At 75.4% G+C, this 14,705-nt stretch carries 16 protein-coding genes; all 16 read left to right on the top strand.

What is annotated here, in order from left to right:
- Window positions 1-13: 13 nt before the first annotated feature.
- The 16 genes from dacB to panD all read left to right on the top strand — a co-directional run bounded on the left by dacB (window position 14) and on the right by panD (window position 14,700).
- On the top strand, window positions 14-1,495 hold the full coding sequence (gene dacB, locus ACOACO_RS00760; protein ID WP_420294351.1) for a D-alanyl-D-alanine carboxypeptidase/D-alanyl-D-alanine endopeptidase: 1,482 nt from the start codon (window positions 14-16) through the stop codon (window positions 1,493-1,495).
- Between the two features lie 65 nt (window positions 1,496-1,560).
- On the top strand, window positions 1,561-2,667 hold the full coding sequence (locus tag ACOACO_RS00755; protein ID WP_420294350.1) for a zinc-dependent metalloprotease: 1,107 nt from the start codon (window positions 1,561-1,563) through the stop codon (window positions 2,665-2,667).
- A 10-nt stretch (window positions 2,668-2,677) separates the two neighbouring features.
- Complete coding sequence (tilS, locus tag ACOACO_RS00750; protein ID WP_420294349.1) at window positions 2,678-3,694, top strand: tRNA lysidine(34) synthetase TilS; 1,017 nt, start codon at window positions 2,678-2,680, stop codon at window positions 3,692-3,694.
- 69 nt (window positions 3,695-3,763) lie between these two features.
- The gene (gene hpt / locus ACOACO_RS00745; protein ID WP_420294348.1) at window positions 3,764-4,315 is read left to right on the top strand and encodes a hypoxanthine phosphoribosyltransferase; all 552 of its coding nucleotides are present in this window, start codon (window positions 3,764-3,766) and stop codon (window positions 4,313-4,315) included.
- A 156-nt stretch (window positions 4,316-4,471) separates the two neighbouring features.
- Window positions 4,472-6,511, top strand: coding sequence for an ATP-dependent zinc metalloprotease FtsH (ftsH, locus tag ACOACO_RS00740; RefSeq protein ID WP_420294347.1), 2,040 nt, complete (start codon window positions 4,472-4,474; stop codon window positions 6,509-6,511).
- Window positions 6,508-7,119: a GTP cyclohydrolase I FolE gene (gene folE, locus ACOACO_RS00735; RefSeq protein ID WP_420294346.1), complete on the top strand. Its 612-nt coding sequence runs from the start codon at window positions 6,508-6,510 to the stop codon at window positions 7,117-7,119. The genes ftsH and folE overlap by 4 nt, the downstream gene beginning before the upstream one ends.
- A gap of 32 nt (window positions 7,120-7,151) precedes the next feature.
- The gene (folP, locus tag ACOACO_RS00730; protein ID WP_420296275.1) at window positions 7,152-7,997 is read left to right on the top strand and encodes a dihydropteroate synthase; all 846 of its coding nucleotides are present in this window, start codon (window positions 7,152-7,154) and stop codon (window positions 7,995-7,997) included.
- Window positions 7,994-8,362, top strand: a complete 369-nt coding sequence (gene folB, locus ACOACO_RS00725) for a dihydroneopterin aldolase (protein WP_277499546.1) — start codon at window positions 7,994-7,996, stop codon at window positions 8,360-8,362. The genes folP and folB overlap by 4 nt, the downstream gene beginning before the upstream one ends.
- Window positions 8,359-8,931, top strand: a complete 573-nt coding sequence (folK, locus tag ACOACO_RS00720) for a 2-amino-4-hydroxy-6-hydroxymethyldihydropteridine diphosphokinase (RefSeq protein WP_420294345.1) — start codon at window positions 8,359-8,361, stop codon at window positions 8,929-8,931. The genes folB and folK overlap by 4 nt, the downstream gene beginning before the upstream one ends.
- 94 nt (window positions 8,932-9,025) lie before the next feature.
- Window positions 9,026-9,451 carry a DUF3180 domain-containing protein gene (locus tag ACOACO_RS00715; RefSeq protein WP_420294344.1) on the top strand — a complete coding sequence of 142 codons (426 nt, stop codon included), beginning with the start codon at window positions 9,026-9,028 and terminating at the stop codon, window positions 9,449-9,451.
- A gap of 10 nt (window positions 9,452-9,461) precedes the next feature.
- Window positions 9,462-10,067, top strand: a complete 606-nt coding sequence (locus ACOACO_RS00710) for a hypothetical protein (RefSeq protein ID WP_420294343.1) — start codon at window positions 9,462-9,464, stop codon at window positions 10,065-10,067.
- 87 nt (window positions 10,068-10,154) lie between these two features.
- The gene (locus tag ACOACO_RS00705; RefSeq protein WP_420294342.1) at window positions 10,155-11,267 is read left to right on the top strand and encodes a GNAT family N-acetyltransferase; all 1,113 of its coding nucleotides are present in this window, start codon (window positions 10,155-10,157) and stop codon (window positions 11,265-11,267) included.
- Between the two features lie 10 nt (window positions 11,268-11,277).
- Complete coding sequence (locus tag ACOACO_RS00700) at window positions 11,278-12,042, top strand: hypothetical protein (protein ID WP_420294341.1); 765 nt, start codon at window positions 11,278-11,280, stop codon at window positions 12,040-12,042.
- A gap of 178 nt (window positions 12,043-12,220) precedes the next feature.
- Complete coding sequence (locus tag ACOACO_RS00695) at window positions 12,221-13,228, top strand: Rossmann-like and DUF2520 domain-containing protein (protein ID WP_420294340.1); 1,008 nt, start codon at window positions 12,221-12,223, stop codon at window positions 13,226-13,228.
- Window positions 13,225-14,154, top strand: coding sequence for a pantoate--beta-alanine ligase (gene panC / locus ACOACO_RS00690; protein WP_420294339.1), 930 nt, complete (start codon window positions 13,225-13,227; stop codon window positions 14,152-14,154). Before ACOACO_RS00695 ends, panC begins: the two co-directional genes overlap by 4 nt.
- A gap of 126 nt (window positions 14,155-14,280) precedes the next feature.
- The gene (panD, locus tag ACOACO_RS00685; protein ID WP_420294338.1) at window positions 14,281-14,700 is read left to right on the top strand and encodes an aspartate 1-decarboxylase; all 420 of its coding nucleotides are present in this window, start codon (window positions 14,281-14,283) and stop codon (window positions 14,698-14,700) included.
- Window positions 14,701-14,705 lie beyond the last annotated feature (5 nt).

Genomic DNA, 14,705 nt, shown 5'->3' with positions numbered 1-14,705 from the left:
CAGGCTGCCGCTGGTGCTCGCGCTCGTCGTCGTCCTCGTGGCCGTCGTGGGCGCTGCCGCGTGGCGCCTCGACCTGCTCGACGGCGTGCTCGGCGACGACGGTCCCGGGGGTCCCGCGGCGGTCGCCCCGCCGGAGGGTCTCGACCTCCCGCCGCTGGCCGATCCGGACCCCCTGCTGACCCCCGTGGCGGCGACCGCGGGCGCGGTCGACCCGCAGGCGGTCGCGGCGGCGATGGCGCCGTACCTCGCCGAGGCGGGCCTGGGGCCCCAGGTCATGGTCGGGGTCGCGCCGCTGGGGGAGGGCACGCCGTACCTGGCGGGCGCCGAGCGGGTCGTGCCCGCCTCGACCACCAAGCTGCTCACCGCCGTCGCCGCCCTCGAGGCCCTCGGCGGCGACCACGTCTTCACCACCCGCGCGGTGGACGGGGGCGAGGCCGAGGGTGCCCCGGGGGTACGCCGCGTGGTGCTGGTCGGCGGCGGCGACCCGCTGCTGGCCCGGGAACCGGTCGGCCCGGAGGAGGCGGCGTCGAGCTACCCGGTGCGGGCCTCGCTGCGCGACCTCGCCGACCGCACGGCGGCGGCGCTCGTCGCGGACGGCGTGACGAGCGTCCAGCTCGCCTACGACGCCTCCCTCTTCACCGGGCCCGCGATCAACCCGGCGTGGCCGGCCTCCTACGTGCCCGACGGGGTGGTGCCGCCGATCACCGCCCTGTGGGCCGACCGCGGGTACCTCGAGGACGAGGTGGTCGCCGACCCGGCCGCGGACGCGGCGGCGTGGTTCGCCCGGGCCCTGACCGAGGCCGGCGTGCAGGTCGTCGCCCCGCCGACCCCCGGGCTCGGCGGCAACGGCACCGCGCTCGCCGAGGTGGACAGCGCGCCGGTGACGAACCTCGTCGAGCACCTGCTGGCCGTCAGCGACAACGAGACGACCGAGGTGCTGGCCCACCACGTCGGGCTCGCCGTCGAGGGCAGCGGCACCTTCGAGGGCGGCGCCGCCGGGGTACGGCGCGTGCTCGCCGACCTCGGCGTCGACCTGGGCGCCGACGTGCTCCGCGACGGCAGCGGCCTGTCGCGGGAGAACCAGCTGAGCGCCACGACGCTCCTCGGCGTGCTCGAGGTCGCCGTCTCCTCGGAGCACCCCGAGCTGCGCGCCGCCGTCACCGGCCTGCCCGTCGCCGGGTTCAGCGGCTCCCTGTCGAACCGCTTCGACGACGCCGACCCCGCCGGGCTCGGCACCGTGCGGGCCAAGACGGGCACGCTCACCGGCGTGCAGGGCCTCGCGGGCGTGGTCGAGGACGCCACGGGCACCCCGCTGCGGTTCGTCGTCGTCGCCGACCGCGTCGACCTCCCCGCCACCCTCGACGCCCGCCAGGCCCTCGACCGCGCGGCCGCGGCCCTCGCCGCCTGCACGTGCTCGACCCCGGCGGCCGGTTCCCCGGCCGGCTCCGCGACGGCCACCCCGACCGGCGGCCCGACCGGCGGCCCGACCGGCTGAGCGACCGGGGCGGAGGCACGTCGGGGCCGCCGCCCGGTCTTCGGCCCGCGCGTAGGGTCGCGGGCATGAGCTCCCACCCGTCGTCCGGCCCGCCGGACCCGTCCGCGGCCGGCGCGCCGGCCATCGACTGGGCGCTCGCGGCCCGCATCGGCGCGCGCCTGGCGCCCCCGGAGCCGGCCATCCCCGCGGAGTCCGTCGCCGAGACGGTGGAGGCGCTGCGGGCCGACGCCGAGCGCTCCTCGGGGCTGGTCCGCGAGTTCACCGGCCTGCACGCCGTCGAGCACAGCGCCCCCGTGCTGGTCGTCGACCGCCGCCGCTGGATCGAGGCCAACACCCAGAGCTTCGGCGTGATGATGCAGCCGTTCGTCGACCAGCTGGCGCAGCGCCGCTCGGACGGCCCGCAGGCGCCGGAGGTGCTGCGGCGCGCCGGGGCCGCCGTCGGCTCCCGGGTGACCGGCGCCGAGCTCGGCGCCCTGCTCGGGCTGCTGTCGGGCAAGGTGCTGGGGCAGTTCGACCCCTTCGCCCCGGCCGACGTCGCCCCCGACGGCCGGCTGCTCCTCGTCGCCCCGAACGTCTGGCAGGTCGCGGAGGAGATCGGCGCCCGCCACCGCGACTTCCGCCTGTGGGTCTGCCTGCACGAGGAGACCCACCGCGTGCAGTTCACGGCCGTGCCGTGGCTGCGCGACCACCTGCGCGCCCAGGTCGAGGGCCTCGCGGGCACGCTCGACCCGTCGGCGGTGCTCGGCGACGGCCTGTCCCGCGTCGTCGAGGCCGTGCGCGGCGGCGGGGGCGGCAGCATCGTCGACATGCTGAGCACGCCCGACCAGAAGGAGATCATCGACCGGGTCACGGGCGTGATGTCGCTGCTCGAGGGCCACGCGGACGTCGTCATGGACGGCGTCGGCCCCGGCGTGATCCCCACGGTCAAGCGCATCCGCCGCGCGTTCGAGCAGCGCCGCGACGGGGTGGGCCACCTCGACCGCCTCCTGCGCCGCCTGCTGGGCCTCGACGCCAAGATGGCGCAGTACCGCGACGGGGCCGTCTTCGTCCGCTCGGTCGTCGACCGGGTGGGCATGGACGACTTCAACGCCGTCTGGTCGGCGCCCGAGGCGCTGCCGTCCCGTGCCGAGATCGCCGACCCGGACGCCTGGGTCGCCCGCGTCCTGTCCTGAGCCGCGGGTCGTGACGCTTCCCCCCAGCCTCGCCGCGGTGCGCGGCGCCGTACGCCGGGAGCTCGCCCCGTCCCCGTCCGCCGCCGTCCCGCCCGTCGTCGTCGTGGCGTGCAGCGGGGGAGCGGACTCGCTCGCGCTCCTGGCCGCGACGGTCTTCACCTGCTCGCGGGCGCGTGACGCCCTCGGCACGCGGGTGGTCGGCACGGTGGTCGACCACGGGCTGCAGGAGGGCTCGGCCGAGCACACGGCGCGCGTGGTCGAGCAGATGGCCGCGCTGGGCGCCGACGAGACCTACTCGGCCCGTGTGCAGGTCGCCGCGGGCGGCCTCGGGGTGGAGGCCGCGGCCCGGGAGGCCCGCTACGCGGTGCTCGCCGAGGTCGCCCAGCGGGTCGGTGCACCCCTGGTGCTGCTGGGCCACACCCTCGACGACCAGGCCGAGACCGTGCTGCTGGGCCTGGCCCGCGGCTCGGGCGGCCGCTCGATCGCCGGGATGCGGCGCCGCTTCGACTCCTTCGCCCGGCCGCTGCTCGACGTCACCCGCGCGGAGACGGAGGAGGCCTGCCGCGCCGAGGGCATCGAGTGGTGGAGCGACCCCCACAACGACGACCCCCGGTTCCTGCGCTCCCGGGTGCGCCACTCCGTGCTGCCGGTGCTCGCGGCCGAGCTGAACCCGCGGGTGCGCCACAACCTCGCCCGTACGGCGGACCTGCTGCAGGACGACCTCGCCGCCCTCGACGAGCTGGCGGCGGGGTTGCACCGCCAGGCGGTCCGGGGCACGGGGCTGGCCACCCAGGTGGACACCGCGGCGTTCGCGGGCGTGCCGCGCGCGCTCGTCACGCGGGTGCTGCGCCGCGCGGCGCTCGCCGCCGGGGCGCTGGACGCCGAGCTGTTCGCGGTGCACGTGGACGCCCTCGACCGGCTCGCGTCCGGCCCGCGGGGGGCCTCCACGCCGCTGCCGGGCCACGTGACGGCGTACCGCGACGGCGCCCTGCTGCGCTTCCGCCCCACCCCGCCCGCCGACGCCTGACCGCGCCGCCGCCCGACCGCCCGACCGCCCGTGGCCGCAGCCGCGGCGGCTGTGGCAGGCTGACTCCTCGTGGACGCCTCCTCCGTCGAAGACGACCTGGTCAACATCCTCTTCACCGAGGAGCAGATCCTCGAGAAGCTCGACGAGATGGCCCGCCGGATCGAGGCGGACTACGCGGGCAAGGAGCTGCTGGTCGTCGGCGTCCTGCGCGGCGCGATCATGGTGATGGCCGACCTGTCCCGGGCGCTGGACCGCCACGTCGAGACCGACTGGATGGCCGTGTCGTCGTACGGCTCGGGCACCAAGTCGAGCGGCGTCGTGCGGATCCTCAAGGACCTCGACACCGACATCTCCGGCAAGCACGTGCTGGTCGTGGACGAGATCATCGACACCGGCCTCACACTGAGTTGGCTGATCTCCAACCTGTCGAGCCGCGGGCCCGCCAGCGTCGAGATCGCCACCCTCCTGCGCAAGCCCGAGGCGCTGGCCATGCCGGTGACCCCGAAGTACGTCGGGTGGGACATCCCCAACGAGTTCGTCGTCGGCTACGGCCTCGACTACCAGGAGCGCTACCGCAACCTGCGTTGCATCGGCACCCTGGCGCCGCACGTCTACTCCTGACGCCCGTGGGTACGCCGCCCCGCGAGGTGGTTGGTCGGTGCTGCCAGAATTGCCCGAGCAGGGGCTCCGCCACGCGCCCGGGCCTGTAGCGTCGCTCCCTGAGTCCTCGATGCCGCGGCTGTGCCCGGTGTCCACCGTCGTACGTGGAAGAAGCCTGTGAAGCGTTTGTTCAAGGGGCCGTGGCTCTGGATCGTCCTGGCCGTCGTGGCCGTCCTGCTCGCGCTGCAGTTCCTCGCCCCCGGCGACGGCTCGGACGAGATCAGCACGTCGCGGATGGAGAAGTACATCGCGGACGGCGAGGTCTCCGAGATCAACTTCGTCGACGGTGAGCAGCGGATCGAGGCCGTCCTCGACGACGACGTGGACCGGGAGGGCGGCCGCGAGGTCGTCGCCTACTACGTGCAGGGCCAGCAGGACGGCATCATCGAGGCCGTCGGCGAGCAGGTCGACGAGGGCACGATCGAGGAGTCGAACTCCGAGAACCCGCAGCCCAGCCTGCTCGGCTCGCTGCTCGTGAGCCTGCTGCCCTTCGTCATCATCCTGGCGCTGTTCATCTTCCTGATGAACCAGGTGCAGGGCGGCGGCGGTCGCGGCGTCATGCAGTTCGCGAAGTCCAAGGCGAAGCTCATCACCAAGGACATGCCGAAGACGACGTTCGCCGACGTCGCCGGCTGCGAGGAGGCGATCGAGGAGCTCGGCGAGATCAAGGAGTTCCTCTCCGAGCCCGCGAAGTTCCAGGCCGTGGGCGCCAAGATCCCCAAGGGCGTGCTGCTCTACGGCCCGCCCGGAACGGGCAAGACGCTGCTCGCGCGCGCCGTCGCCGGCGAGGCGGGCGTGCCGTTCTACTCGATCTCGGGCTCCGACTTCGTCGAGATGTTCGTCGGCGTCGGCGCGAGCCGCGTCCGCGACCTGTTCGAGCAGGCCAAGGAGAACGCCCCGGCCATCGTCTTCATCGACGAGATCGACGCCGTCGGTCGCCACCGCGGCGCCGGCATGGGCGGCGGGCACGACGAGCGCGAGCAGACCCTCAACCAGCTGCTCGTGGAGATGGACGGCTTCGACGTCCGCGGCGGGGTCATCCTCATCGCCGCGACGAACCGTCCCGACGTGCTCGACCCGGCCCTGCTGCGTCCCGGCCGCTTCGACCGCCAGATCCAGGTCGACGCCCCCGACCTGTCGGGCCGCCACCAGATCCTCAAGGTGCACTCCCGCGGCAAGCCGATGGCCGAGGGCATCGACCTGCTGCAGATCGCGCGTCGTACCCCCGGCTTCACGGGCGCCGACCTGGCGAACGTGCTCAACGAGGCCGCGCTGCTGACCGCGCGGTCGAACGAGCTGCTCATCACCCCGGCCGCGCTCGACGAGGCGATCGACCGCGTCATCGCGGGTCCGCAGCGCCGCACCCGCCTGATGAACGAGCACGAGAAGCTCATCACCGCCTACCACGAGGGCGGCCACGCCCTGGTCGCCGCGGCGCTGCCGGGCACCGACCCCGTGCACAAGGTGACGATCCTGCCGCGCGGGCGGGCGCTGGGCTACACGATGGTGCTGCCCGACGAGGACAAGTACTCCCAGACCCGCAGCGAGATGCTCGACAAGCTCGCCTACATGCTGGGCGGCCGCGCCGCGGAGGAGATGATCTTCCACGACCCGACCACGGGTGCCGGCAACGACATCGAGAAGGCCACGAGCCTGGCCCGCGCGATGGTGACGCAGTACGGCATGACCGAGCGCCTGGGCGCGATCAAGCTCGGCGACTCGGGCGGCGAGCCGTTCCTGGGCCGCGACATGGGCCACCAGCGCAACTACTCGGAGGACGTCGCGGCGATGGTCGACGACGAGACCAAGAAGCTGCTGGCGACCGCCCACCAGGAGGCGTTCGACATCCTCGAGGAGAACCGCGACGTCCTCGACGCGCTGGTGCTCGCCCTCCTCGACAAGGAGACGCTCGACAAGGCGGAGATCGCCGCGATCTTCGAGGCGCTGCGGCGTCGTCCGGTCCGCCCGGCGTGGACCGGGTCGCCGACCCGCAACCCGTCGGCCATCCCGCCGGTCGAGATCCCCGAGGCGGTGCGCGAGCGCGCCCGCGCCGGCACGGTCGAGCTGGCCAAGGGCGAGCAGGGCGGCACGGTCATCACGCCTCCCGGCCCCGGCGGTGACATCCACGGCGGCACGCCCGGTCCGGGGACCCCGTGACGGACCGCATCTCGGTGAGCGAGCCCCGCGAGGTCCCGCCGTACGACCACGAGCGGGCCGAGGCCGCCGTGCGCGAGCTGCTCGCGGCCATCGGCGAGGACCCCGAGCGCGAGGGCCTGCGGGACACGCCGGCCCGCGTGGCCCGGGCGTACGCCGAGGTCACCGCGGGCCTGCGCCAGCAGCCCGAGGAGGTCCTCACCACGACCTTCGACATCGGCCACGACGAGATGGTCCTCGTGCGCGACATCGAGCTGTGGAGCATGTGCGAGCACCACCTCGTGCCGTTCACGGGCGTCGCGCACGTCGGCTACATCCCGTCGGCCGACGGGAAGATCACCGGGCTGTCGAAGCTGGCGCGCCTCGTCGACGTCTACGCCAAGCGCCCCCAGGTGCAGGAGCGGCTCACGACGCAGGTGGCGGACGCGCTGATGCGCATCCTCGAGCCGCGCGGCTGCATCGTCGTGGTCGAGGCCGAGCACCTGTGCATGACCATGCGCGGCGTGCGCAAGGCCGGCGCCCGCACCCTGACCTCGGCCGTGCGCGGGATCATGCACAACCCCGCGACCCGCGCCGAGGCCATGGCGCTCATCCACAGCCCGCGTCGCTGAGGCCGCTCGTGAGCGCCCCCCGACCGCTCCTCATGGGCGTCGTCAACGTCACGCCCGACTCGTTCTCCGACGGCGGCCGCTGGGCCGACGCCGACCACGCGGTCGCGCACGGCCTCGAGCTCGTCGCGCAGGGCGCCGACCTCCTCGACATCGGCGGCGAGTCGACCCGTCCGGGCGCGACCCGTCCGCTGCTGGCCGAGGAGCTCGGCCGCGTCGTCCCCGTCATCCGCGAGCTCGCGGCCACCGGCGTCCCCGTCTCGGTGGACACGATGCGCGCGGAGGTGGCGCAGGCCGCGCTGGAGGCCGGCGCGAGCGTGGTCAACGACGTCTCCGGCGGGCTCGCCGACCCCCGCATCCTCGAGGTGGCCGCGGCGGCGGGCGCGACGTACGTCGCCATGCACTGGCGCGCCCACAGCGACCGGATGGCCGACTTCGCGTCGTACCCGACGGGGGTGGTCGCCGAGGTCGCCGACGAGCTCGCGGTACGGCGGGACGCGGCGCTCGCCGCGGGCGTGGCCCCCGAGCGGCTCGTCCTCGACCCGGGACTGGGCTTCGCGAAGCGCGCCGAGCACAACTGGGAGCTGCTGGCCGGCCTCGACCGGATCGCCGCGCTGGGCCACCGGCTCCTCGTGGGCGGCAGCCGCAAGACGTTCCTCGGCCGGCTGCTCGCCGACGGCGACGCGCCGCGGCCCGTGGACGAGCGGGAGGCCGCCACCACGGCGCTCACGCTGCTGCTCGCGGACGCCGGGGCGTGGTGCGTGCGGGTCCACGACGTGCGGGCGAGCCGCGACGCGCTCGCGGTGCGGGAGGCCTGGCACTCGGCCGGGTCCGGCACCCCACCGACGGCCGGCGACGCCGGCCAGACGGGAGTGACATGACCGACGAGCTCGCCGTCCTCGGCATCGAGTGCTTCGCCCACCACGGGGTCTTCCCCGACGAGCGCCGCGACGGGCAGCGCTTCGTCGTCGACCTCGTGCTCGGCGTGGACACCCGGGCCGCGGCGGCCTCCGACGACTTGCACGACACGGTCGACTACGGAAGTCTCACCATGGCGGTGAAGGCCGCCGTGGAGTCCGACCCGGTCGACCTCGTCGAGCGGGTGGCCCAGCGGATCGCCGACACCTGCCTGTCGGACGAACGTGTTGAATGGACCAGGGTGACCCTGCACAAGCCGGACGCACCCATCACCGCGACGTTCTCCGACGTCGCGCTGACGATCGAGCGGAAACGAGGCAACGCGTGACCGAGACGCCGAACCCCCACATCATCGACGCGGACACCCTGACGGGCGAGATGCGCCCGATCCGACGCACCGTGATCTCGTTGGGGTCCAACCTCGGCGACCGCTTCGCCAACCTCCAGGGCGCGGTCGACGCGCTCGCCGACACCCCCGACGTGTGGATCACCGGCATCTCGGCGGTCTACGAGACGGACCCGGTCGGCGCGCCGGAGGGCTCCGAGAACTTCCTCAACGCGGTCGTCCTCTTCGACACCACGCTCTCCGCGGCGCGGCTCGTGGACCGGGCCCACGCCATCGAGGACGCGTTCGGCCGTGAGCGCACCGCGGTGCCGAACACCCCGCGCACCCTGGACGTCGACCTGATCGTCGTGGGCGACCGCCGCAGCAACGAGGAGTGGCTCAAGCTCCCGCACCCGCGGGCCGCCGAGCGCGCCTTCGTGCTCCAGCCCTGGTACGACCTCGAGCCCGACGCCGAGATCCCCGACCACGGTCGCGTCGCCGACCTGCTCACGAAGGTCGGGTCGGAGGGCGTCCGCCGTCGTGACGACCTCGTCCTCTCCACCCCCTCCTGACGGCCCCGGGGGCCCTGCGGGTCCCGGGGACCCCGACGGTGACGGGACGCGTGGCGGTGACGGTCGTCGCCGCCTCCAGCCCGTCGCGCCGGGGGTGCTGACCGGCTGGGTCGTCGCCGGCCTCGTGGTCGGCTGGCTCCTGCGCCGCGTGGCGCGGGCGGCGGGCACGAGCGTGCCGGAGGTCTCGTGGACCCAGGTGCTGCTCCTCGCCCTGGTCGCCGCGATCCTCGGCGTCACCGCCGTCATCACCCGGCGCGAGGTCACCACGGCCCGTCCGGACCTCCTGCCGCACCGTGCCGTCAACCGCCTGGTGCTCGCCCGGGCGTGCGCGCTGGTGGGCGCCCTGCTCCTCGGCGGGTACGCCGGCCACGCGCTGAGCTGGGTGGGCTCCCCGTCGTACGTCGCGGAGGAGCGGATGGCCCGCGCGGTCCTGGCGGCCCTCGCCGGTGCATCCGTGCTGGTCGCAGCCCTGCTGCTCGAGCGCGCGTGTCGCGTCCGATCGGACCCCGACGCCGCCTAGGGTGGCGCGCATGGCTTCCCCCACCGCCCGCCGACGCCAGCGCAGCACGCGCCTCGCAGTGGCCGTCGCGCTCATCGTCGTCGCCGGGCTGCTGGTCGCGGCCACCGTTCCCACCGGCTCCTTCCCCGCGGTCGCCGTCGCCGGCGCCGTGGCGGTCGCCCTCGGCGCGGCCGCGCTGCGCATCGCGCACACCGAGCTCATGACCTCGCGCCGCGACGCCGCGGGCGACCGGGCCACCCAGGCGAAGGAGTACGCCGCGCTCGCCGCGCGCCGTACCGAGGAGAACGCCGAGTTCGTCAGCTCGATGAGCGACCGCCTCGCCCAGCGCGACGACGCCCTGGCCGAGCGCTCGAAGGCGATCGGCGAGCTGGAGCAGGCCGTGCGCCTCGCCCAGGAGAAGGTCGTGGAGCTCACGCGTCGCGCCGACGCCGAGGCCAAGCGGGCCGACGCCGCCGTCGCCGAGCGGGACGCGCTGCGCGCCCGCCTCGCCGCGGCCGAGGAGCGTGCGGCGGACGCGATCGTGCGTCTCGCGGAGCTGGAGCACGAGCTCGACGTGGTGCGCGCCGAGCTGCTGGCGTGGGAGACGACCCACGTCGACCTGCGCAAGCGCGCCTGAGCGCGCGGTAGGCGGACCCCGGCCCCTCGGGGTCGGAGGACGGCACTGCCCGTCGCCCCCCGCCGGGGGTGGGGCAGAATCACCGGGGTGATCCCGGACGACAGCCGATTCGAGAGCGACCCCGACGAGCTCCTCCCGTCGGACCCGCCCCTGCCCGACGGCTGGTCGGTGACGGGCGTCGACCCCGCGTCGGACGCCGACGTCGACCGCCTCGTCGAGCTGCTGCGCGGCCACGAGGTGGCCGGGCGCGGCTGGGCCGGCGCGAGCCGTGAGGGCGTGCTGGTCGAGATCTCCGACCTGGGCACCCGCACCCGCGAGAACGCCGTCGTGCGCGACCCCGAGGGCGTCGTCCAGGCCTGGGCCGGCGTGCACGACCGCGCCGCCGGCCGGATGCTCCTGCTCCACGTCGTCGCCCGCGACCTCGACCACGTGGTCGCCGCCGGCTGCGCCCGGGTGCTGCTGACCTGGGCCGAGGCCCAGGCCCGCGCGGTCGGTGCCGCGCGCGGCCTGCCGGTGCAGCAGATCGACACGGGCGCGTTCACCGACGACCCCCGCCAGCACGCGTGGCTCAGCGCCGCCGGCTTCGAGCGGGTGCGCACCTGGTGGCAGATGAACCGGCCGGTGGCCGAGGCCGAGGCCGGCCTCGTGCCCGACCCGGAGCGCTGGGAGAAGGACGGCGTGGTCTTCCGCGCCGTGGGCCGCGAGGGCTCGGGCATGCCCGACGAGGCCGACCTCCGCAAGGTGCACCACGTGCTCGAGGGCGCCTTCACCGACCACTTCAACTCCCGCGAGGAGACGTTCGCGGAGTTCGTGCACCGCCTGCGGCAGGACCCGGGCCACCGGTGGGACCACTGGTGGCTCGCCGAGATCGTGGACGGCGGGGAGCCCGAGCCGGCCGGCGCCCTCGTCGCGACCGAGAGCGAGTCCGACGACGGGCCCAACGGCTCCTACGTCGACTACCTCGGCGTGCTCGCCAACGCCCGCGGGCGCGGGGTGGCCAAGGGCCTGCTCCACACCGTCATCGCGGACGCCGCGCTGCGGGGCCGCAACCGGGTCGGGCTGGAGGTGGACGCGGACTCCCCGACGGGCGCCGACGGCCTCTACACCTCGATGGGCTGGACGTCGTCGTACCTCACGCAGTCCTGGCACAAGGACGTCCCCGTCGACGACGCCACGGACGACGCCGCGGACCCGGCCTGAGGTCGTCGCCGTGAGCCCCACGAGCCTCGGGATGCCGGCGCTGCCGCCGCCCGCCGAGCCGACCTGGAAGCAGGCGTGGGACGCGGCGCTCTACGGCACGGCCGGCGGCTTCCTGCGCGCCCACCCGCCGACGCTGCTCCAGGCGCGCGACGCGGTGCTCGACCTGGTCGCCACCGAGCGGCCCGACGAGCTGGTGCTGCTGGGCTCGGTGGGCGTGCTGACGCCCGACATCGTCGGGGTGCTGCCCACCACCGCGATCCGGTTCGACCTCCCGGCGGGGTACGGCGGCACCGTGCTCGCCGCGGACTGGCTGGCCCACGTGCCCACCCACGTGGTGCAGGTCGACCGCGACGGCTACCCGCGGATCGTGCACGTCGACCCCCTCACGGGTCGCGAGCGCCTGGGCGCCCGGCTCGTCGAGACCAGCGTGCCGCAGCAGGTGGGCCGTTGGCTCCAGGAGTGGTGGCCGGTCGCCGACGGCGGGCCCGGCGCCCGCGCCGAGGTCGGCACGGCCCGCGACGCCGCGTGGCGCGACGTGGTGCGCAGCCTCGGGCCCGGGGGCACCGCCGTGGCCGTCGAGTTCGGGCACACGCGCGCCACCCGCCCGTTCGACGGCTCCCTGCGCTGCCCCGGGTCCCGCGACCCGCACGTGCTCGTGCCGGACGGCTCGCGCGACATCGTCGCCGGCGTCGCGCTGGACGCGGTCGCGGAGGCGACGGCGTCGGTCCTGGTCGACGGCGACGGTCCGACGCGGCTCGTGCACGTCCGGCCCTGAGGGCCCGGCGGGTGAGCCAGGTCACCGACCGGGCCGTTCCCCGGTGGGAAGCACGGGCGTAACGTTCCCGTTGCACTGAGCGGCCGGGGCGTCCGGCCGCACCGTTCGAGACAACGTCCGGTACCCACACCGGCCCCGCGAGGGGTGGTCGGAGGGACGGGAACGAGAGGTTCGGACCATGTCGCCAGACATGCCCCGCCCGCACGCCCTGCGCGTGGGCGTCATCGGCACCGGCCGCGTCGGTGCCGTGCTCGCGTCGGCCCTGGCCGACGCCGGGCACACGGTCGTCGCCGCCTCGGGCGAGTCGACGGCCTCCCGCGAGCGGGCCGCGGCGCTGCTCCCCGGCGTACCCCTGGAGAAGCCCTCCGCCGTCGCCCGCGCCTGCGACCTGCTGCTGCTCACCGTGCCCGACGACATGCTCGACAACGTGGTGCGCGTGCTCGCCGCGAGCGGGGCGCTGCACGCGGGCCAGGTCGTCGTGCACACCTCCGGCGCCCACGGCGTCGCCGCCCTCGCCCCGGCCGTCGCGGTCGGCGCCCGGGCGGTGGCGCTGCACCCGGCCATGACCTTCACCGGTACGGCGACCGACCTGCCGCGCCTGCCCGGGTGCGCGTACGGCGTGACCACCGGCCCCGAGGAGTCCACGCTCGCCGACCGGCTCGTCGCCGACCTCGGCGGCCGGGTCGTGCGGGTCGCGGAGGAGCGGCGCCCGCTCTACCACGCGGCGCTCGCCCACGGCGCGAACCACCTCGTCACCCTCGTGGCCGAGGCCCTCGAGATGCTGGCCGCCGCGATGCCGGCCACCGAGGGCACCACCGTCGCCGAGGGCGCCACCGACGGCGCCGCGGGGGAGGAGGCGGCCGGACCGGCCGACGTGCTCCGCCCGCTGCTGACCGCGGCGCTCGACAACGCGCTGCGTGCCGGCGACGCCGCCCTCACCGGCCCCGTCGTGCGCGGCGACGTCGGCACCGTCGCCACCCACGTGGCCGAGGTCGCGGCCCACGCGCCGCAGGCGTCGGCGTCGTACGCCGCGCTGGCCCGCGCCACCGTCGGCCGCGCCGCCACTGACGGCCGGCTGCTGCCGCTGCGCGCGGGCCACCTGCTGGCCGCGCTGGAGGGGGAGCCCTCCGCCGCGACCCCCGCGGGCGCCGCGACCCCCACGAGCACCGAGGACGTGACCCGATGACGACGACCGTGCGGCCCCCCGTGTCCTCGGCGGTGCCCGCCCCCGCGCTGGCCCCCACGCGCGCGGCGCTGCAGCACGAGCTCGCCGTGGTGCGGGCGCGGGGCGGCCGCGTGGCGTTCGTGCCCACGATGGGCGCGCTCCACGAGGGCCACGCCAGCCTCGTGCGGGTCGCCCGCGACCACGTCGGGGCCGACGGCGCGGTCGTCGTGTCGATCTTCGTCAACCCGCTGCAGTTCGGGGAGGGCGAGGACCTCGACCGCTACCCGCGCACCCTCGACGCCGACCTGGCGCTGTGCGGCGCCGAGGGCGTCGACGTCGTCTTCGCGCCGGCGGTGGACGAGGTCTACCCGGGCGGCGACCCGCAGGTGAGCGTCGAGCCCGGCCCGCTGGCCACGGTGCTCGAGGGCGCGAGCCGCCCCGGGCACTTCCGCGGCGTCCTGACCGTCGTCGCCAAGCTGTTCGGGCTCGTGCAGCCCGACGTCGCCGTGTTCGGCCAGAAGGACTACCAGCAGCTCGCGCTCGTGCGCCGCATGGCCGCCGACCTGTGCCTGCCGGTCGAGGTCGTCGGCGCCGAGACGGTCCGCGAGGCCGACGGCCTGGCGCTGAGCTCGCGCAACCGCTACCTCGACACCGAGCAGCGCCGCCTCGCCGTCGTGCTCTCCCGCGCGCTGACCGCGGCGCGGGACCACGCGTCGTACGGCGTGGACGCGGCCCGGCAGGCCGCGGCGACCGTGCTCGCGGAGGCCCCGCAGGTGGAGGTCGACTACCTCGTCGTCACCGAGGCCGACCTCGCCGACGTCGACCCGGCCCGCACCGACGCCCGCGAGGGCCGCGTGCTCGTCGCCGCCCGCCTGGGCGCCACCCGCCTCATCGACAACCTGCCGCTGGAGCTCCGGGTCCCAGGAGCCCCAAGTTTCCCCGCTTAGCCGGGGAAACATGTGCTCTACGACCTAGGCATTGGTCGCAAACCACATGTTTCCCCGCCTAGGCGGGGAAACCTCGCAACCCCCGAACCCCACCCCGAACCCCCACGAGCTCCGAGGAGACCTCCGATGCTGCGCACCATGATGAAGAGCAAGATCCACCGCGCGACCGTGACGCAGGCCGACCTGCACTACGTCGGCTCGGTGACGGTGGACGAGGACCTCCTCGACGCCGCCGACCTGCTGCCCGGCGAGCTGGTCCACATCGTCGACATCACCAACGGCGCCCGCCTCGAGACCTACACGATCGCCGGCGAGCGCGGCTCGGGCGTGATCGGCATCAACGGCGCCGCGGCCCGCCTCGTGCAGCCCGGCGACCTCGTCATCCTCATCGGCTACGGCCAGATGGAGACGGCGGAGGCCAAGGAGTTCCAGCCGCACGTCGTCTTCGTGGACGCCGACAACAAGGTCCTCGCCACGGGCTTCGACCCGGCCGAGGCGCTGGCGGGCTCGGGCCTGGTGCGCGGGGACACGCTGGCTGCGCGCTGACCGCG

Source organism: Nocardioides sp. CPCC 205120 (genome assembly GCF_048654585.1).
Classification (GTDB): domain Bacteria; phylum Actinomycetota; class Actinomycetes; order Propionibacteriales; family Nocardioidaceae; genus Nocardioides.
Note: the sequence above shows the minus strand (reverse complement) of the source record. Positions and strands in the feature narration are given on the sequence as shown.

Coding starts and splice junctions, on each gene's coding strand:
- ACOACO_RS00755 (WP_420294350.1), top strand. CDS start 1,561: ATGAGCTCCCACCCGTCGTCCGGCCCGCCGGACCCGTCCGCGGCCGGC.
- folP (WP_420296275.1), top strand. CDS start 7,152: ATGGGCGTCGTCAACGTCACGCCCGACTCGTTCTCCGACGGCGGCCGC.
- folB (WP_277499546.1), top strand. CDS start 7,994: ATGACCGACGAGCTCGCCGTCCTCGGCATCGAGTGCTTCGCCCACCAC.
- ACOACO_RS00710 (WP_420294343.1), top strand. CDS start 9,462: ATGGCTTCCCCCACCGCCCGCCGACGCCAGCGCAGCACGCGCCTCGCA.
- ACOACO_RS00695 (WP_420294340.1), top strand. CDS start 12,221: ATGTCGCCAGACATGCCCCGCCCGCACGCCCTGCGCGTGGGCGTCATC.
- panC (WP_420294339.1), top strand. CDS start 13,225: ATGACGACGACCGTGCGGCCCCCCGTGTCCTCGGCGGTGCCCGCCCCC.
- panD (WP_420294338.1), top strand. CDS start 14,281: ATGCTGCGCACCATGATGAAGAGCAAGATCCACCGCGCGACCGTGACG.